Genomic DNA, 26763 nt, shown 5'->3' on the forward strand with positions numbered 1-26763 from the left:
TCACTGGGCCGTCTTGACGGTATGTTCGGCGACCCACTGCGCCGCGACTTTCGCGGGATCCTTGTGATCGATATCAACCAGGCGATTGAGTTGCTTGAGGTCGTCATCGGTCAGTTTTGCAGAGACCTCATTAAGCACCTGGGTGACTTCCGGGGTCAGCAACGCCTTGCGCCCCAGTGGCGTGATGTTTTGCAGGGGCTGTTGGTGCTTGTCGTCCTCAAGGACAACCCAAGGCTCTTTCGCCAGGATGCCTTGCGTGGAGACCACCGTGGCCACGTCGATAGCGCCGGAGTTCAACGCCAGCCGCGACAACGGCCCGCCCATATCCAGCGACTTGATGCTCTTGAAGTTGATGCCGTAGACCGCCTTTAACCCGGGCAGGCCTAACGCAGCTGTGGCGACCTCGGGAGGCCCACCCAGGGTGAAATCACCCGAAACGGGCGCCAGGTCGGACAAGGTGCGCAGGTTGTACTTTTCTGCGGTTTTTTTGGTGACAGCCCAGGCGGTAATGGAGCCTGCGGACGAAGGCTCAAGCAGCTGGAGGTCCGCCGGCAACTTCTGTTGCAAAGCGCTGAGAATCTCCTTTTGGGTGGTCAGGGCGCTCTTGTCGTCATAGAAACTCAACAGTGACCCCAGGTATTCGGGGACGACGTCTATATCGCCGTTTTCCAGGGCCTGGGCGATGATCTGGCGGTTGCCCAGATTGAGTCGGGTCTTGACGTCTATCCCTTGATTTTTCAAGGCTGACGCATAGATGTTGGCGAGAATCGTCTGCTCGGAAAAATTGGCCCCTCCAATGGTGATGGACTGAGCACTGGCAAATGTGCTGCCCACCAGCAAGCCTAGCCCCAGCAACAATGAAGCCGAGAGCGCTGAGCGAGCCTTCGTACGTTGTTTGTTTTTCATTTGGGTCTGCACCTCTGCAAAGTTAATACGCACTTTCAAATGCACTGGGTCATGTAGCGTTTAGTTCAGCATTTCCCGCCCGCCACTTTCGAACCATGAGTGTTTCTATCATTGAACAAAGCCACTCACTGACAATCGCCAGTGCCGATACCATCAGCGCGCCGCCAATGATTTGCGGCGTATCATTTCGGCCCAGTCCATCAATAAGAAACCTGCCCAGCCCGCCGAAGCCGGCATAAGCAGCGATGGTGGCCGTGGCGATAAGTTGCACCAGGGCTGACCGGAATCCAGAAAAGATCAGCGGAAAAGCCAGCGGCAACTCAAGCTGAATAAACATCTGCCCTCTGCGCATGCCCATCGATCTGGCAGCCTGCTTCAGAGACGAATCCACCTGATCGATGCCAACATAGGTATTGGTTAATATCGGCGGGATACTCATGGTCACCAACGCGATAATCACCGTGCTGGTTTCATAGCCAATAAGCATGATTGCAAGTATCACAATCCCCAGGGACGGTAATGCCCGCCCAATATTGAACAGCCCTATCGCCACCTGCGCGCCTTTGCGGTAGTTAGCCAACAGGACGCCGAGCGGCAACGCTATTGCACAAGCAATAACCAGGCTCAAGAACACATAATAAATATGCTCTGCCAACCGAGTCAGTATGCCGTTTTCACCCAACCAATTATCAGGAAGAGAAAACCAAAGGTAGACACTTGCGATCATGTTCATCAGCGCACCCAAGGCACCAGCCATTTATTGATTGAATAAAACAGAAAATCAAAACATAACGCCAACATCACGGTCAGGACCAAGCTGACCGCTACAGGCGTAGTGAAACTTTGAGCCAGCCCGGAGATGAATAGCTGACCCAATCCGCCTTGACCAATCAACGCAGTAACAGTCACCAGCCCCACCAAAGTAACCGAGGTTGTTCGCAAGCCTGCCAATAACGCAGGCAGCGCCAGCGGAAGTTCAACCCCGAGGAATCTCTGCATGCGCGTATACCCGAGCGCACGCGCTTCCTCCACTACGTCCGCAGGGTTACTCGCAAGCCCCGCCAAGGTGTTCTGCAACACAATAAGCAAGGAATACAGGCTCAAGCCAATGACCGCCGTGGTCTTGGATAATCCGGTAAAAGGCATTATCAAAATAAACAGTGCCAGGGACGGAATGGTAAAGAGTATGCCGCAGACATAAATCATCGGCCGCGCCAATCCTGGCCGCCACAACGTCAAGAGCACCATTGCGCCCGCTAACAGCACCCCTATACACAGGCCCAGGGTCACCAGTTGAATATGATCCACTAACAGCTGGCCGATCTGCTGCCAGTTTTCAACGATCCAGGACCAGTCAATCATGGTGTACTTCCGAAGCGGCGCTCATTGAGTGCGCTGTGAAGGCTGGCAATCGAGAGGCAACCTTCGTAACCGCCTGCTTCGTCCACGCGAACAACTACACCGATCGGCGCCGTTAGAATTTTAACCAGTGCGTGATGCAATGAGTCGTTACTCGACACCGTTGTCAGCTCCGGAACAGGCACGTCCGCTTCACCGACCCACTTCAACGGGTTCGACTTGTCATCCAGTAGAAGTGTGAATTCACAGCTGACCTCATCCACCGGAAGATCAGAAACCTTCATCAGCGAAAGTCTTTTTAACAGCGGATCTTTGCCGATAAAGTTCCTCACAAACTCGCTGGCAGGATGGGCAAGGATGTTGTGAGGTGTATCGAACTGAACAAGTTTTCCTTCGCCCTCGAAGATGGCAATCCGATCACCAATCTTGATGGCCTCCTCCATATCATGGGTCACCAGGATAATGGTTTTATGCAAACGTCTCTGAAGCGCAACCAGTTCATCCTGCAGTCGCTCGCGTATCACCGGATCAAGGGCGGCAAAGGGTTCGTCCATCAATACAACCGGTGGGTCCGAGGCCAATGCCCGCGCCAGGGCGACACGACTTTGCTGCCCGCCCGAGAGCTGATTAGGGTAGCGGTCCAGAAATTCCGGCTGAAGCCCAACCAGGGAGATGAGTTCGCTCACGCGCTGGCGAATTTTATGTTTGCTCCAGCCCAGCAGCCGCGGGACTGCGCCAATATTTTCGGCAACCGTCTGGTGAGGAAATAAGGCTGCGCTCTGCATCATGAAACCAATGCCGCGGCGTAGCGTAACGACGTCAAGTTCATCGGTCGCGACGCCGTTGACACAGATGCGCCCACTGTCCTGGGTATCCAGCCTGTTGATCATGCGCAAAATGGTGGTTTTGCCGCACCCACTGGGCCCGACAAATACGCAGATCTCACCCTCCCGAACGTGAAGCGTTAAATCGCTCACAGCCATTCGCGGGCTGCCTTTATGAGTTTTTCTGATGGCTTCAAAACGTATCATTTTCCAACGCCCACATTAGCTTGCCTATTGTTAGTGCTCAGCAGGATGGCGAGGACAATCCACGGGACTGACCAGATGTTTCTGCAATAACCGGAAGTAGCCATGAATGACATAGCCATTGTTTCGCACGATCCATTGTTCACGCCTGGCTCTGTACACCCGGGGTAAGTAAAACCAGGGCAAACCGGGAAGATCGTGATGAACCAAGTGAAGATTGAGGTTGAGAAACAGCCAACTCAACAGCCCTGACGATTCATTGATAACCGTGCGGTGTTCCGGAAGCGTCGACGGTCGATGTTCGTAAAACGACCTGATCATGGCAATCGACAAGGCCGGCAACGAAACCAGGAATAAGTACTGTATGGCACTGATGGCGCTGTATTGCTCAACCAAAGCCAGCACTACGCAAACACTTAGTAGATGAGCAACCCACATCCGCCAAGCGATTCGCCCGGTGTGAAACAGCCCTCCGATCTCGCCACCCACGAGGGTTATCACCGCCAAGGGCGCGCCTATAAGCAAACGACCGCCCAAGGTCTTGTTTACCCATAACACCGTTCTGATATACCGAGGCGAGCGCAACCAAATAGCACCGGTGACATAACGACTTTCCGGATCTTGTCCCGGTACCGTCAGCACTTCGTCGTTGTGATGTGCCAAATGTGTGTCCCGGTAGATGTCATAGGGATACCAAATGGCAAACGGCAAAAATCCCAAGGCCTTGTTTAGGGCGGGCCAACGGGTTGGATGTCCATGGATAAGCTCATGCTGAATCGACATCCACAGCACAACCAGTGGCACCAACAGGACAAGGCTGAATACTTCGCCAAGTACTTGCCCATAAAAAACAATCAACGCCCAGGCCAGATAGAACCCGACTAACAAAAGCCAGGTAGGCCATTCGGTTTTACTGGTTACGGTAGTGCTCAGCTTGACGATTTCCGCTCGATGAGCGTCATCCAAATAGTTTGGCATTGTTGTCAGTCGCGATAGATCTTGCTCGGAACGGGCGCCCAATCACTCACACTTCAAGCTGCAACCCCATAAACCGGGATTACCTGAAGATGATTGGCTGGATTAACCGTATGGAAGTACCCAACAACCACGATTCACATGGCGTAGAGAAGAAACGCCAAGCCTTCGCTGATTGCACTGCAGGCTTCGCTGTTGGCCTGACAAGGGAGAGGTTTGCCGGTAACGAATGGAACGGCAATGGAGGAAAAAGAACTGATGCGGATATTGCCGGCGTGATAAATCGCTGCGTGGGCGCCGTCATGCGACAGAGCCTCAAGGCTGATTTGGAAGATTCGGGCGCCAGACATAGTCGTACCATAACAATAGGATTGAACATATCCGGCGGTCCGGTGACAGCAAGGTAGCATGAGGATTAATACGATCAAGGAATATATTCTATTATGCTTATTCCTAAAATGAATAATAGATCCAGGCGCTGCATCACGCCCACCCCTCAAGTCGCAGCGTGGACCGAATCAGCCGTTGCTCTTCGTTTTCAATTTCCCTGAGGTTTTCGCAGATGCTCTGGATGTGCGCGATGGCCGCCTTGCGCGCCTGCTCCGGCAGGCGCCCGGTCACGGCGTTATACAGCCGTGCGTGTTGGCGATCGATCTGGCGCTTCTGCGGTTCACGGTGATAGAGGTTGTTGACCGAAGCGAAGACGGTGTTGAGCAGCAAGTCCGTCAGCGAGCGCAAGGTCTGCACCAGCACCGGGTTGTGCGAAGCCTCGCAGATCGCCAGGTGGAACGCATGATCGAGCCGAGCATGTTCGCTCGCCTCCAGCAAATGGCCGTGGGCATCGAGCAATGCCTCATAAGCGCGGGTGATCAGGACAAAATCGGCGTCGGTGCCACGCAGGGCCGCCAGGCGGGCGGATTCGCCCTCGAGCACGCTGCGCACCTCGAACAGGTCGTAGAGCGTCCGCGGCTGCGAGCTGAACAGGTGCAGCAGCGGTGACGCCAAGCCCGGCCCCGACAGGTCGGCCACGAACGAGCCCTTGCCTTGCTCGGTGTTGATAATCCCGCGAGCGCGCAACACCTTGAGTCCCTCGCGAAGGGCGGTACGCGAGACGCCGAGTTTTTCCGTCAACCGCCGCTCCGAAGGCAACAGTTGCCCGGTCTTGAGCACGCCGTCGACGATCAGGCGCTCGATCCGCTCACAGACCACGTCGGCAACTTGCTGGGTACGGCCCGTTTCTGTGCTGTCCATGCGATCTCCAACTGGTATGACCAGCTTCAGCGTCCGACTCCCCAGTGCTCAAACACCCGGCTAATCGACTGTTTTTGATGGTCTTTTTTAACCGAATAAAGAAACAACGATTAAACAACTGGTTCGACCAGACCAACAACCCATAGACAGTAAAACGCCTCGGGCGAATGATGCAAGCCAGCTGCATCGGAACAGACCTCGAATAAAAACAACTGAGGGTCGCCTACCGACTATGAACATTCTCTACGATGAACGCGTCGACGGCGCCCTGCCTGACGTCGACAAACAGGCGCTGTTGCAGGCCCTGCAGACTCGGTTGCCTGATCTGGAAATCCTGCACCAGCGCGAAGCGCTCAAGCCGTACGAATGCGACGGCCTCTCCGCTTATCGCACCACGCCCATGCTGGTGGTGCTGCCGCGCCACATCGATCAGGTGCAGGGCGTGCTTCGAGTCTGCCATGAGCGGCGTGTACCGGTTGTGGCTCGTGGTGCGGGCACTGGTTTGTCCGGCGGTGCGCTGCCGCTGGAAAAAGGCGTGTTGCTGGTGATGGCGCGCTTCAACAACATTCTGCACATCGACCCCGCCGCCCGCACCGCCCGGGTTCAGCCGGGGGTACGTAACCTGGCGATTTCCCAAGCGGCTGCGCCATTTGGCTTGTATTACGCGCCGGACCCTTCCTCGCAGATCGCCTGTTCCATCGGCGGTAACGTGGCGGAAAACGCCGGTGGCGTGCATTGCCTGAAGTACGGGCTGACCGTGCACAACCTGCTCAACGTCGAGGTGCTAACCGTCGACGGCGAACACGTGAGCCTGGGGTCCCAGGCCCTCGACTCTCCGGGTTTCGATCTGCTCGCGTTGTTCACCGGCTCCGAAGGCATGCTCGGGGTGATCACCGAGGTCACGGTCAAGCTGCTGCCCAAACCACAAACGGCCAAAGTGCTGCTGGCAGCCTTCGATTGCGTCGAAAAGGCTGGCCGTGCGGTGGGTGACATCATTGCCGCCGGCATCATCCCAGGCGGCCTGGAAATGATGGACAACCTAGCCATTCGCGCCGCCGAAGACTTCATTCACGCCGGCTACCCGGTGGACGCCGAAGCGATTCTGTTGTGTGAACTCGATGGCGTAGAAGCCGACGTCCACGACGACTGCGACCGCGTGCGCCAAGTGCTGGAACAGGCCGGCGCCACCGAAGTGCGCCAGGCTCGCGATGAGGCCGAACGCGTGCGTTTCTGGGCCGGGCGCAAGAATGCGTTTCCGGCGGTGGGCCGCCTCTCACCGGATTATTACTGCATGGACGGGACGATACCGCGCCGCGAACTGCCTGGCGTGCTGCACGCTATCGCGGCGTTATCGACCGAGTACGACCTGCGGGTGGCGAATGTTTTCCACGCCGGCGACGGCAACATGCACCCGCTGATCCTGTTCGATGCCAATCAACCGGGCGAACTCGATCGCGCCGAAGCCCTGGGCGGCAAGATCCTCGAATTGTGCGTGAAGGTCGGCGGCAGCATTACCGGTGAACATGGTGTGGGCCGCGAGAAGATCAATCAGATGTGCGCCCAGTTCAATAGCGATGAGCTGAGCGTGTTCCACGCCGTCAAAGCCGCATTCGACCCAGGCGGATTGCTCAACCCGGGCAAAAATATCCCGACGTTGCATCGATGCGCCGAGTTTGGCGCCATGCACGTTCATCTGGGTCAGATGCCCTTCCCCGACCTGGAGCGTTTCTGATGCACAGCGAACACGCTATCGACGCCAGCGCAGCGCTGCTGGAGCAGGTCAACCAGGCGCTGAACAACGCCACGCCGCTGCGTATCCAGGGCTCCAACAGCAAGGCGTTCCTTGGACGCGCAGTCACAGGTGAAGTCCTCGACACGCGCGCCCACCGTGGCATCGTCAGCTACGACCCGACGGAACTGGTGATCACCGCCCGTTGCGGCACGCCCTTGGCGGAGTTGGCAAAAGTGCTGGACGCCTCGCAACAGATGCTGCCTTGCGAACCGCCCTCCTTCGGTGAACACGCCACCGTGGGCGGCATGATTGCCTGCGGACTCTCGGGGCCACGGCGCCCGTGGTCAGGATCGGTCCGCGACTTCATCCTCGGAACACGGCTGATCACCGGACAGGGCAAGCATTTGCGCTTCGGCGGCGAGGTCATGAAGAACGTCGCCGGCTACGATCTGTCGCGCTTGATGGCCGGCAGTTACGGCGCGCTTGGGGTGGTGACCGAAGTGTCACTCAAGGTCCTGCCCAAACCACGGCAAACCTTGAGCATCAGCCTGGAGCTGGACACCGACCGTGCCTTGCTGCGCCTGGCGGAATGGGGGCAGCAACCGCTGCCGATCAGCGCCGCGTGTCACGATGGCCAGCGCCTGCACCTGCGACTCGAAGGGGGTGAAGGCTCGGTGGCGGCGGCCCATGACCGCCTGGGCGGTGAGTGTCTGGACGCTGCCTACTGGCATGACCTGAACGAACACCGGTTGAGTTTCTTCGATGAGGACCTGCCCCTTTGGCGCCTGTCCTTGCCGCACAACACGCCCCGATTGTCGCTGCCAGGGACGCAATTGATCGATTGGGGGGGCGCCCAGCGCTGGCTCAAATCCGACGCCGACGCGAGTGTCATTCGCGCGGTGGTCGGAAAAGCCGGCGGGCATGCGACCTGCTACCACCCGGGCCTGATCGACAGTCCCTTCCAACCGCTGCCCGACACGTTGATGCGCTACCACCGGAATCTGAAGCAGCAACTCGATCCACGGGGCATCTTCAACCCCGGTCGCCTGTACGCGGAGCTTTGAACCATGCAGACCACTTTGAGCGAATACGCCCGCCGACTGCCTCGCGCTGAAGAAGCCGAAAGCATCCTGCGCAGTTGCGTGCACTGCGGTTTTTGCAATGCCACCTGCCCGACCTATCAACTGCTGGGCGATGAACTGGATGGCCCGAGGGGACGCATCTACCTGATCAAGCAGGTGCTCGAAGGCAATGAAGTCACGCGCAAGACCCAGGAGCACCTGGACCGTTGCCTGTCTTGCCGTAACTGCGAAAGCACCTGCCCCTCCGGCGTCGACTATCACAATTTGCTCGACATCGGCCGGGCGGTGGTCGACGCAGCGGTACCGCGCCCACTCAGTCAGCGTTTGCTGCGCGAGGGGTTGCGCAACGTCGTCCCCAATCCCGCGCTATTCAACGTACTGATCAGCAGTGGCCAGCTCTTTCGGGCGTTGTTGCCCAACACCTTGCAGGCCAAGTTGTCTCACCGCGCCTACCCGGTCAAACCGCGCCCGACCCCACGCCACGCCCGACAGGTATTGATGCTTGAGGGCTGCGTGCAGCCGAGTCTGTCACCCAATACCAACGCCGCCACGGCGCGGGTGCTGGATCGACTGGGGATCAGCGTCATATCGACCCATGAGGCAGGCTGCTGCGGTGCCGTGGATTATCACCTCGACGCTCAGGCGGCTGGCCTTGAGCGTGCCCGGCGCAACATCGATGCATGGTGGCCGAGCATTGAAAGCGGTGCCGAGGCCATTGTGCAAACCGCCAGCGGCTGCGGTGCCTTCATTCAGGATTATGGCCACCTGCTCAGCACCGACCCGGTGTATGCCGACAAGGCAAAAAGGGTCAGTGCCCTGGCCAGGGACCTGGTTGAAGTGCTGCGCGGCGAGCCGCTGGATAAGCTCGGCGTACACAGCGACCAGCGCCTGGCGTTCCACTGCCCCTGCACGTTGCAGCACGCGCAAAAACTCGGCGGTGCCGTTGAAGCCATGCTGACAAGCCTGGGATTCAACCTGACCGCTGTTCCCGACAGCCACCTGTGCTGCGGCTCAGCGGGCACCTACTCGCTGACCCAGCCCGAATTATCGCGACAACTGCGCGATAACAAGCTCACTGCGTTGGAAAGCGGCCACCCCGACGTCATCGTCACCGCCAATATTGGCTGCCAGTCCCACCTCGACGGAGCGGGACGCACCCCGGTCAGGCACTGGATCGAACTGGTCGAGGCCGCGTTGTCCTCACCCAGTACTGGAGAATCCCCATGAAAACCAAAGCCGTACTGAGCCAGACCGAAGTCAGCCAAATCCTTGCGGCTGCACGCACCGAAGCCCACAGCAATCAATGGGCCGTGACCATCGTCATTGTCGATGACGGCGGCCATCCCCTGGCCCTTGAACGCCTCGACGGCTGCGCGCCGGTCAGTGCCTACATCGCCACCGAAAAGGCCCGCACCTCGGCACTGGGTCGGCGTGAGTCCAAAGGGTATGAAGAGATGGTCAATGGCGGGCGCTACGCCTTTTTGTCAGCGCCCTTGTTGACCTCCCTCGAAGGCGGTGTGCCGATCATCGTCGACGGCCAGGTCATCGGCGCCGTCGGTGTGTCCGGGGTCAAGTCTGGCCAGGATGCACAGGTGGCCAAAGCCGGCGCGCAATGCCTGAGCTGAACCGGACCCTTGTGGCGAGCGGGCTCGCCACAGGTTTCTTTGCGCTCTCCCGAACAGGTTCGACCAAGACGGTCTTAAGCAAGCGTCAGGAACAGCGCCGAGGTCCACACCCGGGACTGGTCGCGTTGGCGCGCGCAGATAAACAACGGATGCTCGCGACCCGGTTGCAGAGTGAGTGGCGCCAGGTCGATCTTCCCTTGCAGCTCACGGGGCAGCGGTTCGGCGGTGGTCCTTTCCAGGGAGACTTTCAGCTCAGCCCCTGGCAACTCTTCGATCACCTGGGATTGCGCCAGCAGTTCTTCGCCGGACAGTTCCATCAGCACCGTCGGCGCATGCACGTAGGCCTGCGGTTCGGACGGATCGCCGACCTTGATGTAGTTGTCGATGCGGCTGCGGATCTGCAACGTCGCGCCGGCCAATTGCGACAGGTCGATTTCGATACTGTCGGTGTCGCCGTTGGTGTCGGTGCGAAAGGCCAGGGTCGTGGCGTCCTTGCGCCATACGGTTTGCTCCGGGTGATCCAGGCCCAAGGCGCGAAAACCGTTGATGACCGCTCCCGTCACGCGGATTTCTCCGGTCCAGTAGGCGCCGCGATAGCGGTCCTTGATGCGTGCGCCGCCCAGGCGCAGCCGGATGCGTTGGGCGGAAAACCCCAGCTCCTGATGCAGATTGCGCGACCAGATCAGTTTATCGCCATCGAACAGGTCTACCTGCTCCCAGCCCGCCTCGCCCAGCAATCGATAGTCCAGCGTGGCATTCGAATCGGCCGTGAAGACTTCACCCATGAAGTGCTGGCCCTGACGCAGGCTGGCAAACGAACGCTCTCCCGTCGTGGCAAAGGTGCGCCGGGCACGCAGCGCCTTGCCGACACTTGCGCGATCGAAGCTTTCAGCGACGACACCGGTCAACCCGCCGCGAGAACCGAACACCGCTGTGGCCGGAACCCCGCCGCCGCAACGGCCCTGATGCTCATCGCTGTTCGCCGCGGCGCCGACCCGATAGCCACGCTGCAGAGCTTCGGCGTAGACCCAATGGAACTGGCCCCAGGCCGAGCCGACTTCGATCAAGCGTTCCAGCTCCGGGTGGTGCCAGTCGAGGTTGCAGCGGCGCCCGCCGACATGGGGCATCATCAGGTGACCTTCCGGGTCTTTCGCATAGGCCGCGTACAACTCGTCCACCGGCCAGGCGCCCGGTTTGATGGTGCCGGCAGTGAACTCGTTCCATTCAAAAGAGCGAACCAACCGCCCTTGGTTGTCGAACGGAAACTCGGGCTTGCGATCATGCAGGAACACCACGTTGCGGTCGCCGCCCGCGCAGGAGTTACCGCACCACTCGGTGCCGGGGTAGCAGACGAAGCGGCCGGGCTCGTTGAGTTCGTGAATCAGCTTCACCGCCTGATCCCAGCGTTGCTCGGTGATATTGAAGTCGTTGGCGGTGTAGCCGAGCACATCGAGGCCGGCGACATCGCGGCCGTAGCTGAGGTTGTAGAGCGTGTCGTTGGTGCCCACGGTGTCATCGGAGTGCACATGCAGGTCGGCGTACAGCGGGCGCAATGCGCTGCCGGCCGGGTCAACCGTGACAAAAGCCTGGGCGCCACGCACCCCAGGCGCCTGCACCTCGGCGGACAAACGCCACTCACCCACCGCCCCGAGGTCAAACCCCTCGAGCCGCACCGTCGCCCACCCTTCATTGGCCAGGGTAAACGCTTGTTGGCGCTCGCCGCCTTCCGGATCAACCAGGGTCAGCACACCCATGAGCGGCAGATTGCGGCACGTGTTGCCCCAGGCATCGTCCACCCGCAGCAGCACGTCGAACGCCTCACCAGCGCTGACCAGGCGCGGCACAATCAGCTGCACACTCTGCGCCGGTCCCGGCACGATGTTCAGCAACGGATCGCCTGGCACCTCGGCAAATTTCGAGCTGCCCAAGGGGTCGATAAACAGCCGGAAACGGAAGTCTTTCTCGACGAAACTCTGCACCCGCGTGCCCGCCCCGCCCTGGCGACGGTCGCCCAGGCGAATAGTGATTGTGTCGCCGGGATTCAGGTAGCCGTCGATGATGTCGATGATGATCGCTTTCTGGAAAGGCCGTTCGTGGCCCTTCTGGTCGAAGCGCACTTTCAGGTGCTGCACGGTGGCCTGGCTCTGCCCGGGGACCAACTCGCCCGCCTGATACTCGGCGCTGACGTAGTTGGGACCGGCCGGATTCGAGGTCTGGAACAGTGCCCAATCGGAGTAGAACTTGAATGCCAGTTTCAACCAGGCGCCATCCGCCAGGCCGCTGCCGCCGACCTCGTAGACCAGGGTGATTTCATCCCACTGCCCGGCAATCAGCGTGTCTCGGTCACAGTCGATGCTACCGAGGAACGGGCGTTTCTTGTTGCGTTCGTAGAGGCCTTGGGGGGCGATGTAATGCCCGGCTTCGCGGGGATCGAATACGTTACTCACATGACACCTCGTGCAGTGGTCCACTGAAGGTTTGAAAGGGTTCTAAGGCAAAGGACGATGCTTACTGCACGCGCCATTTCTGGTAATGGCGCTCGATGCGCCGGAACACAAAACTCTCCATCAGCCAGGCAATCAGTCCGATCAGCACGATGCCCAGCAGCACCTGGCTGCTGTTGCCGATCTGCCCGCCGGTGGAGACCATCCAGCCGATGCCCTGGGAGGCGCCGATCATTTCTGCGGCGACCAATGCCCGCCAGCCCTGGCTGAAACCGATGCGCAAGGCCGCCGTCACGAAAGGCAATGAGGCCGGCAGGTAAACGTGCGCCAGCAGTTGCCAGGGGTTGGCGCCCAAGGTGCGCGCCGCGCGGACTTCGCCACCGCGAATGCTCTGCACGCCTTCCTGGATGGTCACCGCCATGGGGAACATCGCGGCAATGAAAATCACCAGCACAATGGAGGCATAACCCAGGCCGAAAATGATCATGATCAGCGGCGCCCAGGCAATCGGCGGGATCGCCATGAACAGGCTGTTGAGCGGCGAGATGAAATCGCGAAAGCGCGAAGACAAGCCGCCGGCCGTGCCCAGCACAATCGCGACAAGCACCGCCGCGCAGAAGCCGCCGACTTCCTCCAGGACACTCGCCCTGAGGTGCTGCCACAGCGAACTGTCGCTGAACCAGCGCCCGGCTTCGCGCGCGACATCCCAGGGCTGCGGCAGGATGTAGGTGGGAAAGCGGCTGGCCAGGGCCATCCAGATCAACAGCAGGAATGGCAGCGAAGCCCATCCCCAATTCGGTTTTGGCAAGGACATGACAGGCTCAGACTCAGCGCGAGGCTTTTTCCAGGTAGGCGGTATCCACGATCTGCTCGGTCTTGAGCGTGGTGTCGATAAAGCCCAGGTCGTGGGAATAATTCATCAGGCGCTGGATGAATTGGATATCCGCAGGCTGCAAGTCCGCCGACCAGCCCAAGCGCGTCCGCGCCTGGGCGACGATGGCCTCCGGGACAATGGTCTTGCCGTCAGGACCCTGGACCGCTTCAAGCTTGAACGCCTCGGCGATGATGCGATTCGACTCGTCGGGATGCTCGTTGAGAAACGCGATCGCCTTGCGGTGCGCACGCAGTAGCTTGACCACGTCGTCCGGTCGTTCCTGCAAGGTTTTGGGCAGCGCGATCACCACGTACCACGGGTAGTTCGGCAGCGCCTGGTTGACGTCGAGCAGAATCCGGCTCGACCCACGCAGCAACGATTGACTGACAAAGGGTTCCCAGGAAAACGCCGCGTCGACGATGCCGCGCTCCAGCGCCGCGTTCATGTTGCCGGGTGGCATGTCGATGATGTCGAGGTCCTTGTCCGGGTTGAGCCCGGCTTTTTCTTTAAGCACATAGCCGCGCAACAGCACGTCCATGCCACTGCCCTTCTTGACCCCGGCGAGTTTTTTGCCCTTGAGCTGCTCCAGGCGGTTGATCGGACTCTTTGCATCGACAATCACCGCCGCCTGACCGTAATTGACCTTGGCCAGAATCCGGCTTTGCAAGCCTCGGGAGAACCATTGGTACACTGGCGGCGTGCCGACATAGGCCACGTCCAGCTCATTGGCGGCCAGCGCCTGCTGGATCACCGGGCCATCGCCCAAGGCCTTGAGGTCGACATTCAAGCCTTCCTCGCGGTAGTAACCCTGCTTGTCGGCGATCAGCGCCGGGGCATTGGCCATGGCGAACACATACCCCACACGCAGGGGTTTCTCTCCAGTGGCCAGGGCACCTGTACTGCTCGCCAAGGCGGCAACAGACAAGGAAAGAGCAAGCAGCGAACGTTTGATCATGCGGTTAACTCGGGTTGACGGGTGGGGTTAGCGATGGCTTCGGCCGCGCCCATGACGTGGGAAATGCGCTCCATCAGCTCATTGCGGTAATCGAGAAAAGCCGACAGGCGACGGGTTTTCAGGTTGGAACGCGGGCGTGGCAAATGGATATCCAGTTCGCTATGGATACCGCCGGGGGCGATGTTGAGCACAATGACCCGGTCGGCCAGGAACACCGCTTCGTCGATGTCGTGGGTGATGAACAGCACGGTCTGACCCAGCTCGGCCCAGATCCGCAGCGTCTCTTCATTCATGCTGTTGCGGCTGATGGCGTCCAGCGCGGCAAAAGGTTCGTCCATCAGCAATACGCTGGGCTCCAATGCCAAGGTCCTGGCCAGGGAGACGCGCTGCTGCATGCCGCCCGACAACTGATGGGGCAAGCGCTGTGCCGCACTCTCCAGGCCGACCAGGCGCAAATACTGCAACGCTTGGGCACGCTGTTGCGCCTCGCTGAGCTGCGCCGTCATCCGCAGGCCAAAACGCACGTTTTCCAGCGCGCTCAGCCAGGGAAACAACTGCGGCGCCTGAAACACATACCCCAACTCCGAGCGCTCCGGTCGCACGGCGGTCTGGTTGATGCTGATCTGGCCGCTCTGGGGTTGCTGAAAGCCCGACAACAGATTCAGCAACGTGGTTTTTCCGCAGCCGGACGGTCCGAGGATCGCGACGAATTCACCCGGCTTGGCGTTCAGGCTGAAAGCGTTAAACACCCGATGCCCGTTGGGGTAGCTGAAACTGATGTGATCGACCGTCAGGGCGTCGGCTTGCGGCGGTGCGTAAGGCAAGGAGTCGGGCATGGCAAGTATCGTCAGGTCGTTTACAATGGGAATGCCTGACATAATACGTATTAATACAAGTTGTCCCAATAACCTATTTTTATAACCTTAGAAGTGAAGGCGCACCGCCCCACTCCGAGGATCCTGGAAGCCGACCGTGTCCACGTCCATTCTGCGCGACAGCACCACCTCGCTCTACGAACAGATCGCCCATCGTTTGCTGGAAGAGATTCAGCGCGGCGATTTCGAACCCACCGGCAAACTGCCGTCAGAAGCCGAACTGGGCGAACGCTTTGGCGTGAGTCGCGTCACGGTGCGCCTGGCGGTGGGCAAGCTAAGCGACGACGGCGTGGTGGAGCGCAAGCAAGGCAAGGGCACGTTCGTCGCCGCGAAACAGGTTCGGCATGGCCTGGATGCGTTGCGCAGTTTCCATGAAGCCTTGTTATTGCAAGGGCTCAAACCGACCATGCAGGTGATCAGCCACACGCTGCAGCCGGTTCCGGAAGCCTTGAGGGAATTGTTTGAAGGCGGCCCCGATTGCCTGCTGCTGGAGCGCCTGCATTTCGTGGATGACGAACCCATCGCCCTGGGCCGCAGTCATCTACCCGCCGAATTGGCCAGCGTGGTCTGGACGGACGTCGAGCATCAACCGATCTATTCGATCCTGGAGTCGATCACCGGCATGGCCGTCACCCGTGCCGACCTGACCATTCGTGCGCAAACGGCCGATACCAGCCTGGCCAACACCCTGCACGTCAAACGCGGCACCGCGCTGCTGGTGATGGAGCGCAGCTCTTACTTTGCCGACGGGCGCTGCTGCGACCGCACCACCTTCTTTATCCGCCCGGAACGCTATGCGTTTGTGCTCAGCGGCGTGTTCAAATCCGGCCCTGCCAAATAGAGATCCGCACACGTCGCTTGAAGGGATCGGAAGATACGCGGCGGTGGGTTTCCTAGCGATAACCCCGCGCCTGAACGTCGAACAGCTCGGCATAACGTCCACCCGCAGCCATCAGCTGGCTATGGCTGCCCTCCTCCAGAATCTGCCCGCGTTCCAACACAATAATGTGATCCGCACTGCGCACACTGGAAAAACGGTGGGAAATCAACAGGGTCATGCGGCCCTTGGCATGCTCGCGAAAGTGCTCGAACACCGCAGCCTCAGCCCCGGCATCCAGCGCGGCGGTGGGTTCATCGAGGATCAGCAGATCGGCATCCTGACGCATGTACGCCCGCGACAAGGCGACTTTCTGCCACTGCCCACCGGACAGTTCCTGACCTCCGAACCAGCGTCCCAGCTGGGTTGAATAGGTATGACTCAGGCGCTCGATAAAATCGGCCGCCACGCCTTGAGTGGCAGCGCTGCGCCAGCGTACCTGGTCGTCCAGGGCGTCGACGTCACCCACCCCCAGGTTTTCGCCGACGGTCATCTGGTAGCGGATGTAGTCCTGGAAAATAACGCCGATGCGCTGGCGCAGGGTGTGTTCGTCCCACTCCTGCAGGTCGCTGCCATCCAGCAGTATGCGGCCTTCATCCGGGGCATACAGACGGGTCAGCAGTTTGATCAGGCTGGTTTTGCCGGAGCCATTTTCACCCACCAGCGCCAGGCTTTTCCCCGGAGCCAAGTGCAGGTTGATATTGCGCAGCGCGGCAGATTCAGCACCGGGGTAGGTGAAACCCACCTGCTCGCAGCGCAGGCCATCGCCAGGGCGCGCCCCTTGGGTGAGTCGGCCGCGCGGGGTGATCACGGGGGTTTCAAGGTATTCATACAGGTCCGAGAGAAACAGGCTGTCGTCGTACAGCCCGGCAATGGCGCTGAGGCTGGCGGTGATTGCGGCTTGCCCCTGCTTGAACAGCACGATGTACATGGTCATCTGGCCCAGGCTCGTCTGGCCACGCACGGTGTCGAGTACCACCCAGGCGTAGGCCAGGTAAAACGCTGCGGTGCCCAGCAGGCCCAATGCGAAGCCCCAGGCATCGCGGCGCAGCGTCAATTGGCGGTCCTCGGTATACAAACGCTGGGCGTTGTCGCGATAGCGCTGGAGGAACAGCGGTGCCAGGCCAAACAGCTTGACCTCCTTGGCATGGGACTCGTGGGAGAGCAAGGATTCCAGGTAGTTCTGCTGACGCGTCTCCGGTGCACGCCGGTGGAACAAGCGGAACGCATTGCCGGAAAAATGCGTCTCGGCGAAGAACACCGGCAACGCACCGACCACCAGAATCAACAGGGCCCACGGCGAAAAGTGCACCAACAGGACAGCAAAGCTGACCAGCGAAATGAGGTTCTGCACCAACCCCAGTCCTTTGGTCACCAGGCTCAGCGGGCGCGTCGAAGCACCCTGGCGCACCCGCACCAACTTGTCGTAGAACTCAGCGTCTTCAAATTGCAGCAGCGAAAGGGTCTGGGCTTTCTCCAGGACCATCAGGTTGACCTTCACGCCCAGCTTCACCCGCAACAGCGACTGCTGCATCGACAGCGCCCGTTGCGCCGCCGCCAACAACGCCAGCACACCGGCCTCGGCCAGCACGTAGCGCATCACCGGCCACACGGGGGCCTGGCTGCCGGCCGCATGAACCTGCATGGCGTGGACCACGCCATCAACAATGCGCTGTCCAATCCAGGCGGCCAGTGCGGGCAGCAGTCCGGCGACAATCGTCGCCAGCAACAGCCCCGTGAACAGTGGCCGTGAGGTTTCCCACACCAGTCCCAGTGCCCTGCGCGCCTGGGTCGAAAACGCGCTCAATCGATTGAACAGCACCATGAATGGCACGAACTCCTTGAGGGTTGTGAAAGCGGGCCGGACTGCCGAGAGCCATGGATATGGGTGGGTCACTGCGCCACTCGCTTCCGGATCCAGGCGCGCCCCCCCCCGGATTATGACAGGCCGTGACACCGGAACCACGAGTATTCATGGATGTTCTTCCCAGGCGCGTCGCCGCCAGTGCTTGGCGTGACGTCTTTTGACTCGATGGCGGTTGGGCGCCCGACCTTACGTCACGTCCTGACGCCCCGCGCGGCCCAGCGACCAGCCAAAATTCATGCCCGCCGCCGCCAGCAGGATCGCGCCTGCGCCCATCACCTGCAGGGTGCTGAGGGGATGGGCGAAGGCTACCCAGTCGACCAGGATGGCGACAATCGGATAGATGAACGACAGTGCCCCGACCAGTGCCGTGGGGATTTTCTGGATGGCGCTGTACAGCAGGGTCGACATCAGCCCGGTATGGACCACCCCGATAATAATCAGGTAAGTCCAGGCGCCCTTGAGCGTTTCGCCCCCAGTGAAGTCCACGAACGGTGTCAGCACCAGCACGCCGACCACCATCTGGATCAGCACGATCAGGTGCGCGGGAAAATCCTTGAGACGCTTGGTGATCGCCGCCGCCACGGCGTAGAAAAAGGCCGAAGCCAGGGCCAGGCAGACGCCCAGCAGGTAGTCGGCGCCGGTGGCCTGCCCATGGCCCTTGGCGGACACGATCAGCATCAGCCCGGCGAAGGCCAACAGCAGCCAGCCGACCTTGGCGACACTGAGGCGTTCGGCAAAAAACAGCGCACCCAGGCCGACCAGCATGAACGGCTGAACGTGGTAGACCACCGTGGCAATGGCGATAGAGGCATGTGTGTAGGCACCGAACAGCAGCACCCAGTTGAGGATCAGCGCCACCCCGCCCAGGCACACCAGAATGAATGGCCGGGCAGCGATCCGCGCGCTGCGCAGCCCCCCCGGCACCAGGTACGCGACCAGCATCGCCAGGGCGCCGAACAGGCAACGCCAGAACACCACCGCCTCCGGGCTCTGCCCCGACATGACGACGAACCAGCCGACTGTGCCGGAGATGGCCATGGCCGAGATCATTTCGAGCGTCCCACGGGTTTTCGACTTCATCACTCACGGCTTCCTTGCTATCGACATCACCATGGCCCAAGCCACCGTTCGCGGGGAAATAGGCTGGCAAATACAACTTTATAATGAACTAATGGCCGATATACTGAACACACCCCCCCAGAGCGTCAACCCATTAAAGGATGATTTAGAAAACAAATGACCGATATAACGAACACCCTACCGGGAAATAATCCGAGTCGAATCGATCTGCTGGCGCTGTCAATCAAGCGCGAGCGCCTGGCCGCCGGGCTTTCCTTGACCGAGCTGGCGAAGCGCGCCGGGGTAGCGAAGTCGACCTTGTCTCAATTGGAGTCGGGCATCGGCAACCCCAGCATCGAAACCTTGTGGTCGCTGGCGATGGCCATGGGCTTGCAAGTCACCCGGTTCTTCGAACAACCCCGGCAGGCCCTGCGGGTGATTCGCGCTAACGAGGGCATGACCGCCTATGCCGAGACGGCCCATTACGCAGCGACACTGCTTGCCGATTGCCCGGCCGGCGTACAGCGCGACATCTACCGACTCAAGGTGCAGCCCGGCGAAGTTCGTCTGTCTCAGCCTCACCCGCAGGGCACCGTAGAGCATGTGGTGCTGTGCAGTGGCAGTGCACGTATCGGCCCGGCGAGTGGCCCGGTGTTGCTCAACGCCGGCGACTACATCAGCTACTTGGCGAATGTGCCTCATGTGTTCGAGGCACTTGAGGCGGACACCACGGCGGTGATGGTGATCGAGCATTCCTGAAGTGGGAGCACCTTGACGCCTGTCAAATCCGTAGCTGCCGAGCCCCGGCGAGGCTGCGTCGGTCGCGACTCGGGCTTGAATCGGCAGGGGGATCGCTAGCAACTTAACCCTTTCATCTCGTCAATTTTATCGAGCAGGACGCCAATAACCCCCGCCTTTTTTTGGGGCCCCGTCAGTTGCGCGTCAAGAGCGTGTGCGGCGCAACCCCAAACGCCTTGCGAAAAGCATGACTGAAGTGGGAGAAATCGGAAAAACCGAAGTCCAGTGCGGCTTGGGAAACGCTACGCACCTGGCCGCACTCGATGGCCGCCCGACTGGCATTCAGCCGTTCTTTCCAGATCTCTGCGACCGGGCTTTTCTGATGACGGGCGAATGCACGGGTCACCGTTCGGGTGGACACGTGGTGGGCTTGGGCGATCAGTTCGATCGACAGTTCTCGCTCGCTCAAGTGGTGCTGGATGTAGGTCATTATCCGCGCATAAAGATCCAGCTCCTGATGAGTCGTCTTCAGGTCCTGGAGTTCCAGGCTGATCACGAGCAGGTCGATTATCGTGTTGGAGTAACGATTGCAAATGCCTCCATCCTCCAGAAGCACGGGAGTATTCGCCATCTGGCGCAGCATCTCGCGCAACGGCACCACGCCGGGGCGGCGGTCATCCAGCACCATTGCGGTGCATTCCGCCACACGCGGCAACCGCTCAGTCAGTAACTGCCGAGGGATGCGCATCAAGTGGTTTTCGCTCCCCCCCAGGCTGAATCGGAACGGTCGGGTTGCGTCATAAAGGAACAAATTACCGGCCCCCAGTGTGGCCTTGCGCCCCTCTTGCTCAATTTCGCCATACCCATTGAGGGTGAAGCCCAGCCACAGGTCTTCTGCGGGGCCACTGCGTAAATGCCGCTCGGAACGGACCCAATGATGCAGCGGGGACGACAGCCTGGAGACATCCAACGCCCCCACACCGGAGACCTGGAGCGTTCCGTTGAAATCGCTCTGGGTCGAGGGTTTGCTGTCAGCCATAAGACAATGGCGACACACCACTTCTTTCCAGTAATCGAAGCGACGCGGTTGCGAAACGGCAAGGGTGGAATAGTGATTGTTCTGAGCCATGGCACTCACCTTAATGCAACGACTTGAAGCAGCGACACGCTGCCGGTCGATCCTGGAAAGCAAAATTCAGACCACGCCCAGCCCCCTTTATCGCTCCTGAGCCCTGGCGTCCGGCGCCTGTCTTTTCCAACCAAACGGTTGTCCTGGCGAACAAAGCGAGGCGGTTCGCACATGCCTGACTATGACCTCACGGCCTGTCCAGCCCGCTACGCCTGAACCTGAAAAAAACAAGGAGCCGCCCATGGAATCTGCGATCGACAAACACCTTAGATGCCCACGGACGTTGTCCCGCCGTGTGCCCGAGGACTACCAGCCGCCCTTCCCTATGTGGGTCGGCCGCGCCGACGAACACTTGAAGCAAGTGGTGATGGCCTACCTGGGCGTGCAGTTTCGCGGTGAGGCGCAGCGTGCGCGCGCCCTTAAGGCCATGCGCGACATCGTCGGCAGCTTCAGCCTGCCCGACGGCCCGCAGACCCACGACTTGACCCATCACACGGACAACAGTGGCTACGACAACCTGATGATCGTCGGCTACTGGAAGGACGCCGCAGCCTATTACCGCTGGTTGCGATCACCGCCCGTCAATGACTGGTGGGCATCGCCGGATCGCCTGAACGACGGCCTGGGTTATTTTCGCGAAATCACCGCGCCGCGTGCCGAGCAATTCGAAACCCTCTACGCCTTCCAGAAGCAGTTGCCGGGGGTGGGCGCGATCATGGACACGACCAGCGGCGAGATCGAAGAGCACGGTTACTGGGGCTCGATGCGCGATCGTTTCCCGGCGTCCCAGACGGACTGGATGAGCCCCACGGGCGAACTGAAGGTGGTGCTGGGCGACCCGGCCAAAGGTGGCCGCGTCATCGTCATGGGCCATGACAACATCGCGCTGATACGCTCCGGCCAGGATTGGGCAGACGCCGAGGCTGACGAGCGTTCACTGTACCTCGACGAAATCCTGCCGACGTTGCAGGACGGCATGGATTTCCTGCGCGATAACGGGGCGCCCCTGGGCTGCTACAGCAATCGATTCGTACGCAACATCGACCTCGACGGCAACTTCCTCGACATGAGCTACAACATCGGCCACTGGCGTTCGGTCGAGAAACTGGAACGCTGGGCGGAATCCCATCCCACCCACCTGCGCATCTTCGTCACCTTCTTCCGCGTGGCGGCCGGCCTGGTGAAGTTGCGGCTGTACCACGAAGTGTCGGTCTCGGACGCCAAGAGCCAGCTGTTCGAGTACATCAACTGCCACCCGCAGACCGGCATGTTGCGTGATGCAGGTGTCGCGCAAAGCTGACACCCGGCACCGCCCCCTTCGTCCCGATTATTTTTTGGCCCTCATCTCTAGCGCATGAGGTCGGGGCCACTTTTTGACAGGCATTTGACCATGAAGTCTCGTCGAGTCGTGCTGGGAATGCTGCCGTTTGTCAAAAGCCAAGCCCTTGAAGTGGCACCGGGATGAGCTGTCCTTTTCAGCCAAACGAGTGTCCTGTTCAACCAAGCCGCCGTGGCAAAACAGGCCTAATTTGTTCTCCATTGCCACCCGGAATGATCCGACCCCGAAGGTGCAGGAAGTGTTTGAACAGCCTCACGTCTTCCCACCGATCACCGATGAAATCAAGGAAAATCATGGCCATTATTCGTCCCACGCTTGATCAACTGCAGGACCTCGCCACCCAGTTGCACATGCAGCTGACGCCTGAACAGGCAGCGCAGTATCTGGACCTGATGCAACCGAGTTTCGATGCCTACGACCTGGTCGACGAACTGCCTGATTTCGTTCCGCCCATACGCTACGAACGCAGTTCGGGCTATCGGCCCTCGGACAAGGAAAACCCGCTGAACGCCTGGTACTGCCGGGCTGAAGTGAACGGTGCCCGTGAGGGCCTGCTGGCCGGCAAAACCGTCGCGTTGAAAGACAACATTTCCCTGGCGGGTGTGCCGATGATGAACGGCGCGGCGCCGCTGGCCGGTTTCGTACCGTCATTCGACGCCACCGTGGTCACGCGTCTGCTGGATGCCGGGGTGACGATCCTGGGCAAGGCCACCTGTGAGCATTACTGTTTGTCCGGCGGCAGCCACACTTCTGATCCGGCCCCCGTGCACAACCCCCATCGTCACGGTTACGCCGCCGGCGGTTCTTCCTCGGGCAGTGCGGCGTTGGTCGCAGCCGGAGAGGTGGACATGGCCGTTGGCGGTGATCAAGGCGGGTCCATCCGAATCCCGTCGTCCTTCTGCGGCACCTATGGCATGAAGCCGACCCACGGCCTGGTGCCCTACTCCGGGGTCATGGCGATTGAAGCCACGATCGATCATGTCGGCCCCATCACCGCCAACGTGCGCGACAACGCGCTGATGCTGCAAGCCATGGCCGGCGCGGATGGGCTTGACCCACGCCAGGCCTCGCCGCAGGTCGATGACTATCAGAGCTACCTGGCGAGGGGTGTGCGCGGGCTCAGGATCGGCGTGTTGCAAGAGGGGTTTGCGCTTGCCAACCAGGATCCTCGCGTCGCCGAGAAAGTGCGTGACGCCATCGCCCGTCTCGAGGCGTTGGGCGCGCATGTCGAGCCGGTGTCCGTTCCCGAGCACAACCTGGCAGGGTCGTTGTGGCACCCCATCGGCTGCGAAGGGTTGACCATGCAGATGATGCATGGCAACGGCGCGGGCTTTAACTGGAAAGGCCTCTACGATGTCGGCCTGCTGGACAAACAGGCCGGCTGGCGCGAACAGGCCGACCAATTATCCGCGTCGCTCAAGCTGTGCATGTTCGTCGGTCAATACGGACTCACCCACTACAACGGGCGTTATTACGCCAAAGCGCAAAACCTCGCGCGCTTTGCCCGACAGGGCTATGACAAGGCACTCCAGACCTACGACCTGCTGGTGATGCCGACCACGCCGATCATCGCCCAACCCCACCCACCGGCCGATTGCTCGATCACTGAGTACGTGGCGCGCGCACTGGAAATGATCGGCAACACCGCGCCACAGGACATCACCGGGCATCCCGCCATGTCGATTCCGTGCGGGCGGGTAGACGGCCTGCCCGTCGGGCTGATGCTCGTCGCCAAACACTATGCCGAAGGCACCCTTTACCAGGCTGCGGCGGCGTTTGAAGCATCCGTGGACTGGCGCACGCTCTGAGCCGTCTACGGGCGTCGCCGGCGCCCGAAGAACAATAAGAAATCCAATGACTTTACCCCCGTGTTGACTGATAGGAATAACCCCATGAGTACAGCTACTTCAACGCCCGGCGAAAGAGCCTGGGCATTGTTTCAAGTCCTCAAGAGCAAGGAACTCATCCCGGAGGGCTATGTCGAGCAGCTCACGCAATTGATGGAGCACGGATGGAGCCCCGAGAACGGCGCCCGTGTGGTGGCCAAGGCATGGGTCGATCCGCAGTTCCGGGCACTGTTGCTCAAGGACGGCACCGCTGCGTGCGCCCAGTTCGGCTACACCGGCCCCCAGGGCGAATACATCGTCGCCCTGGAGGATACGCCGACGCTGAAGAACGTGATTGTCTGCAGCCTGTGCTCCTGCACCAACTGGCCGGTCCTCGGCCTGCCACCGGAGTGGTACAAGGGTTTCGAGTTTCGCGCACGCCTGGTCCGGGAGGGGCGTACGGTACTGCGCGAACTGGGAACGGAGTTGCCGCGGGACATGGTGGTCAAGGTCTGGGATACCAGCGCCGAAAGCCGCTACCTGGTCGTGCCGGTCAGGCCTGAAGGTTCAGAACACATGAGCGAAGAGCAGCTTCGAACGCTGGTGACCAAAGACGTGCTGATTGGCGTCGCCCTGCCCCGCGTGGGCTGAAAACAACACCTCATCATCGTTCACTCCCGGAGTTTTGATTATGGATGGCTTTCACGATCTCGGCGGTTTCCAAGGTTTTGGAAAAGTCCCTCACACCATCAATAGCCTGAGCTACAAACAGGTGTTCAAGCAGGACTGGGAGCATCTGGCCTACAGCTTGATGTTCATCGGTGCCGACCACTTGAAAAAGTTCAGCGTGGACGAAGTGCGTCACGCCGTCGAACGCCTGGATGTGCGCCAGCATGTCGGCACCCAGTACTACGAACGCTACGTCATCGCGACCGCCACCCTGCTGGTCGAAACCGGCGTGATCACCCAGGCTGAGCTTGATCAGGCCTTGGGCTCCCACTTCAAGCTGGCGAATCCCGCCCATGCCGAGGGCCGCGCGGCGATCACGGGGCGGCCGCCCTTCGAGGTGGGAGATCGGGTGATCGTGCGAGACGAATATGTGACCGGACACATCCGCATGCCCGCCTACGTGCGCGGCAAGGAAGGCGTGGTCCTGCACCGGACGTCAGAGAAATGGCCGTTCCCGGACGCGATTGGCCATGGCGATGTAAGCGCCGCCCATCAACCCACCTACCACGTCGAGTTTGCCGTGAAAGACTTGTGGGGGGATGCGGCCGATGAGGGTTTTGTGGTGGTCGACCTGTTCGAAAGCTACCTGGACAAGGCCGCCGGCGCGGGCGCGGTGAACCCATGACAGACGGCGCCCAGGCAAGCCGACTGCCGGTGACGGTCCTTTCGGGCTTCCTCGGCGCCGGCAAAACCACCCTGCTCAACCATATCCTGCGCAATCGCGAAGGCCTGCGCGTGGCCGTCATCGTCAATGACATGAGCGAAGTCAATATCGATGCCGAAGAGGTGCAGCGCGATGTTGCGCTGCACCGGGGTCGCGATGAGCTGATCGAGATGAGCAACGGTTGCATCTGCTGCACCCTGCGCGCCGACTTGCTCGAGCAGATCAGTATGCTCGCACGCCAGCAGCGTTTCGATTACCTGCTGATTGAATCCACGGGGATCTCCGAGCCGATGCCGGTCGCGGAGACGTTCGCCTTCCTTGACGCTGAGGGCTTCAGTCTCAGCGAACTGGCGCGGCTGGATACCTTGGTAACGGTGGTCGATGGCAGTCGTTTCCAGGAACTGCTCGAATCACCGGACACCGTTGACCGGGAGGACGCAACGCCGGACGCGCCCAAGCGCCATCTGGCCGATCTGCTGATCGAACAGGTGGAGTACGCCAACGTTATTCTCGTCAACAAGCTGGACCTGATCGATGCGGCGCGCTACCAGGCCGTGCAGGCGATCCTCACGAGCCTCAACCCGACTGCGCGGATCCTGCCGATGGCCCACGGTAACGTCCCGTTAGCCAGCCTCCTTGGCACCCATCTGTTTGATTTACCCAGCCTTGCCGCATCGCCGGGATGGATGCAGAAAATGCAAGCGGCAGACGCGGCGGTCTCCGAGTCGGACACCTACGGCGTGACGTCCTGGGTGTACCGCGAGCGCGCGCCTTTCCACCCGCAACGGTTGCTCGACTTTCTCGAGCGGCCCTGGTGCAACGGGCGGTTGCTGCGCAGTAAAGGTTACTTCTGGCTCGCCAGCCGCCACCTGGAAACCGGCCTGCTGGTGCAAAGCGGCAAGCGGTTCCAGTGGGACTATGTCGGGCACTGGTGGAACTTCATCGAGCCGTCGCAATGGCCCCAGGATGAATATCGGCTGCAGAGCATCATGGCCAAATGGGACAGCGTGGTCGGCGACTGCCGGCAGGAGTTGGTGTTTATCGGCCAGGGGCTCGACACCGACGTGTTACAGCGCGAGCTCGACCACTGCCTGCTGAGCGCGCGGGAAATCACCGCCGGCCCCCTGGCCTGGCAAGCGCTGCCAGGGGCGACAGCCTTTGACCAACGGGCCCTTGTCCGCATACCCACACAGCCCATGGCGATTGACCCCATTTGATCCGAGATAGAGGTGGCCCATGCTCTTTTTCAGCCGAACCAACCGCTGGGTATTGGCTCCGCTTGCCGACAGACTGGATGAGCCTGACCAGGCAAGTACACCGCTGTCGTCGAGCAACCCGTTATTGCGACGCATCCTGGCGGGCGTCGAGACATTGCTGCAAGAGCGGCGAGCACTGAAAGCACAGACACACGCGCTGGCATTGGAAGCCA

26 protein-coding genes are annotated in these 26763 nt (G+C 60.4%); 12 read left to right on the forward strand and 14 right to left on the reverse strand.

Features of this window, described 5'->3' with window-relative positions:
* From ACHPFG_RS16040 to glcC, 7 genes are all read right to left on the reverse strand, one after another.
* Positions 1-906 carry an ABC transporter substrate-binding protein gene (locus ACHPFG_RS16040; protein WP_339450603.1) on the reverse strand — a complete coding sequence of 302 codons (906 nt, stop codon included), beginning with the start codon at positions 904-906 and terminating at the stop codon, positions 1-3.
* A gap of 49 nt (positions 907-955) precedes the next feature.
* Positions 956-1639, reverse strand: a complete 684-nt coding sequence (locus tag ACHPFG_RS16045) for an ABC transporter permease (RefSeq protein ID WP_339450601.1) — start codon at positions 1637-1639, stop codon at positions 956-958.
* Entirely contained in the window at positions 1639-2268 is a 630-nt protein-coding gene (locus ACHPFG_RS16050; protein WP_339450599.1) for an ABC transporter permease, read from the reverse strand. The genes ACHPFG_RS16045 and ACHPFG_RS16050 overlap by 1 nt, the downstream gene beginning before the upstream one ends.
* A complete protein-coding gene (locus ACHPFG_RS16055) occupies positions 2265-3296 on the reverse strand; it encodes an ABC transporter ATP-binding protein (protein WP_339450597.1) in 1032 nt (343 codons plus the stop codon). Before ACHPFG_RS16055 ends, ACHPFG_RS16050 begins: the two co-directional genes overlap by 4 nt.
* A 30-nt stretch (positions 3297-3326) precedes the next feature.
* Positions 3327-4271 (reverse strand): fatty acid desaturase, encoded by a 945-nt coding sequence (locus ACHPFG_RS16060; protein WP_339450595.1) that lies wholly within the window; start codon positions 4269-4271, stop codon positions 3327-3329.
* A gap of 134 nt (positions 4272-4405) precedes the next feature.
* Entirely contained in the window at positions 4406-4618 is a 213-nt protein-coding gene (locus ACHPFG_RS16065; protein WP_053187656.1) for a hypothetical protein, read from the reverse strand.
* A gap of 133 nt (positions 4619-4751) precedes the next feature.
* A complete protein-coding gene (gene glcC / locus ACHPFG_RS16070) occupies positions 4752-5519 on the reverse strand; it encodes a transcriptional regulator GlcC (RefSeq protein ID WP_431699761.1) in 768 nt (255 codons plus the stop codon).
* Positions 5520-5751: 232 nt separating this feature from the next.
* Here glcC and glcD point away from each other — a divergent pair, with 232 nt between their 5' ends.
* The 4 genes from glcD to ACHPFG_RS16090 are packed head-to-tail and all read left to right on the forward strand — an operon-like array spanning position 5752 to position 9958.
* Positions 5752-7251, forward strand: coding sequence for a glycolate oxidase subunit GlcD (gene glcD, locus ACHPFG_RS16075; protein WP_431699762.1), 1500 nt, complete (start codon positions 5752-5754; stop codon positions 7249-7251).
* On the forward strand, positions 7251-8315 hold the full coding sequence (gene glcE, locus ACHPFG_RS16080; protein WP_431699763.1) for a glycolate oxidase subunit GlcE: 1065 nt from the start codon (positions 7251-7253) through the stop codon (positions 8313-8315). The genes glcD and glcE overlap by 1 nt, the downstream gene beginning before the upstream one ends.
* Before the next feature lie 3 nt (positions 8316-8318).
* On the forward strand, positions 8319-9560 hold the full coding sequence (gene glcF / locus ACHPFG_RS16085) for a glycolate oxidase subunit GlcF (RefSeq protein WP_431699764.1): 1242 nt from the start codon (positions 8319-8321) through the stop codon (positions 9558-9560).
* The gene (locus ACHPFG_RS16090) at positions 9557-9958 is read left to right on the forward strand and encodes a heme-binding protein (RefSeq protein ID WP_131696426.1); all 402 of its coding nucleotides are present in this window, start codon (positions 9557-9559) and stop codon (positions 9956-9958) included. The genes glcF and ACHPFG_RS16090 overlap by 4 nt, the downstream gene beginning before the upstream one ends.
* 74 nt (positions 9959-10032) lie before the next feature.
* Here the strand turns inward: ACHPFG_RS16090 and ACHPFG_RS16095 are convergent, their stop codons facing one another.
* The 4 genes from ACHPFG_RS16095 to ACHPFG_RS16110 all read right to left on the reverse strand — a co-directional run bounded on the left by ACHPFG_RS16095 (position 10033) and on the right by ACHPFG_RS16110 (position 15067).
* Entirely contained in the window at positions 10033-12405 is a 2373-nt protein-coding gene (locus ACHPFG_RS16095; protein ID WP_431699765.1) for a hypothetical protein, read from the reverse strand.
* Positions 12406-12466: 61 nt separating this feature from the next.
* Positions 12467-13216 carry an ABC transporter permease gene (locus ACHPFG_RS16100; protein WP_431699766.1) on the reverse strand — a complete coding sequence of 250 codons (750 nt, stop codon included), beginning with the start codon at positions 13214-13216 and terminating at the stop codon, positions 12467-12469.
* A 13-nt stretch (positions 13217-13229) separates the two neighbouring features.
* Positions 13230-14231 carry an ABC transporter substrate-binding protein gene (locus tag ACHPFG_RS16105; RefSeq protein WP_431699767.1) on the reverse strand — a complete coding sequence of 334 codons (1002 nt, stop codon included), beginning with the start codon at positions 14229-14231 and terminating at the stop codon, positions 13230-13232.
* Complete coding sequence (locus ACHPFG_RS16110) at positions 14228-15067, reverse strand: ABC transporter ATP-binding protein (RefSeq protein ID WP_431699768.1); 840 nt, start codon at positions 15065-15067, stop codon at positions 14228-14230. The genes ACHPFG_RS16105 and ACHPFG_RS16110 overlap by 4 nt, the downstream gene beginning before the upstream one ends.
* 136 nt (positions 15068-15203) lie before the next feature.
* On the opposite strand from ACHPFG_RS16110, the gene ACHPFG_RS16115 reads away from it, so the two are divergent.
* Positions 15204-15947: a GntR family transcriptional regulator gene (locus ACHPFG_RS16115; RefSeq protein WP_431699769.1), complete on the forward strand. Its 744-nt coding sequence runs from the start codon at positions 15204-15206 to the stop codon at positions 15945-15947.
* 52 nt (positions 15948-15999) lie between these two features.
* Here ACHPFG_RS16115 and ACHPFG_RS16120 read toward each other — a convergent pair whose 3' ends face one another.
* Both ACHPFG_RS16120 and ACHPFG_RS16125 read right to left on the reverse strand, forming a co-directional pair.
* Complete coding sequence (locus ACHPFG_RS16120; RefSeq protein WP_431699770.1) at positions 16000-17808, reverse strand: ABC transporter ATP-binding protein; 1809 nt, start codon at positions 17806-17808, stop codon at positions 16000-16002.
* A 228-nt stretch (positions 17809-18036) separates the two neighbouring features.
* On the reverse strand, positions 18037-18930 hold the full coding sequence (locus ACHPFG_RS16125) for a DMT family transporter (protein WP_431699771.1): 894 nt from the start codon (positions 18928-18930) through the stop codon (positions 18037-18039).
* On the opposite strand from ACHPFG_RS16125, the gene ACHPFG_RS16130 reads away from it, so the two are divergent.
* Both ACHPFG_RS16130 and ACHPFG_RS16135 read left to right on the forward strand, forming a co-directional pair.
* A complete protein-coding gene (locus tag ACHPFG_RS16130) occupies positions 18887-19090 on the forward strand; it encodes a hypothetical protein (RefSeq protein WP_431703542.1) in 204 nt (67 codons plus the stop codon). The two genes, ACHPFG_RS16125 and ACHPFG_RS16130, sit on opposite strands and share 44 nt — an antisense overlap.
* Positions 19087-19668 carry a helix-turn-helix domain-containing protein gene (locus ACHPFG_RS16135; protein ID WP_431699772.1) on the forward strand — a complete coding sequence of 194 codons (582 nt, stop codon included), beginning with the start codon at positions 19087-19089 and terminating at the stop codon, positions 19666-19668. Before ACHPFG_RS16130 ends, ACHPFG_RS16135 begins: the two co-directional genes overlap by 4 nt.
* A 172-nt stretch (positions 19669-19840) precedes the next feature.
* Here ACHPFG_RS16135 and ACHPFG_RS16140 read toward each other — a convergent pair whose 3' ends face one another.
* Positions 19841-20776 (reverse strand): helix-turn-helix domain-containing protein, encoded by a 936-nt coding sequence (locus ACHPFG_RS16140; protein WP_431699773.1) that lies wholly within the window; start codon positions 20774-20776, stop codon positions 19841-19843.
* Between the two features lie 241 nt (positions 20777-21017).
* On the opposite strand from ACHPFG_RS16140, the gene oxdA reads away from it, so the two are divergent.
* The 5 genes from oxdA to ACHPFG_RS16165 all read left to right on the forward strand — a co-directional run bounded on the left by oxdA (position 21018) and on the right by ACHPFG_RS16165 (position 26551).
* Complete coding sequence (gene oxdA / locus ACHPFG_RS16145) at positions 21018-22076, forward strand: aliphatic aldoxime dehydratase (RefSeq protein ID WP_431699774.1); 1059 nt, start codon at positions 21018-21020, stop codon at positions 22074-22076.
* Between the two features lie 332 nt (positions 22077-22408).
* Positions 22409-23923, forward strand: a complete 1515-nt coding sequence (locus ACHPFG_RS16150) for an amidase (RefSeq protein WP_167655304.1) — start codon at positions 22409-22411, stop codon at positions 23921-23923.
* An 84-nt stretch (positions 23924-24007) separates the two neighbouring features.
* Entirely contained in the window at positions 24008-24592 is a 585-nt protein-coding gene (gene nthA, locus ACHPFG_RS16155) for a nitrile hydratase subunit alpha (protein ID WP_431699775.1), read from the forward strand.
* A gap of 40 nt (positions 24593-24632) precedes the next feature.
* Entirely contained in the window at positions 24633-25295 is a 663-nt protein-coding gene (gene nthB / locus ACHPFG_RS16160; RefSeq protein WP_431699776.1) for a nitrile hydratase subunit beta, read from the forward strand.
* Positions 25292-26551, forward strand: a complete 1260-nt coding sequence (locus ACHPFG_RS16165; protein WP_431699777.1) for a GTP-binding protein — start codon at positions 25292-25294, stop codon at positions 26549-26551. Before nthB ends, ACHPFG_RS16165 begins: the two co-directional genes overlap by 4 nt.
* Positions 26552-26763: the final 212 nt, after the last annotated feature.

The sequence above is a fragment of the Pseudomonas sp. BR20 genome, assembly GCF_050780135.1.
Classification (GTDB): domain Bacteria; phylum Pseudomonadota; class Gammaproteobacteria; order Pseudomonadales; family Pseudomonadaceae; genus Aquipseudomonas.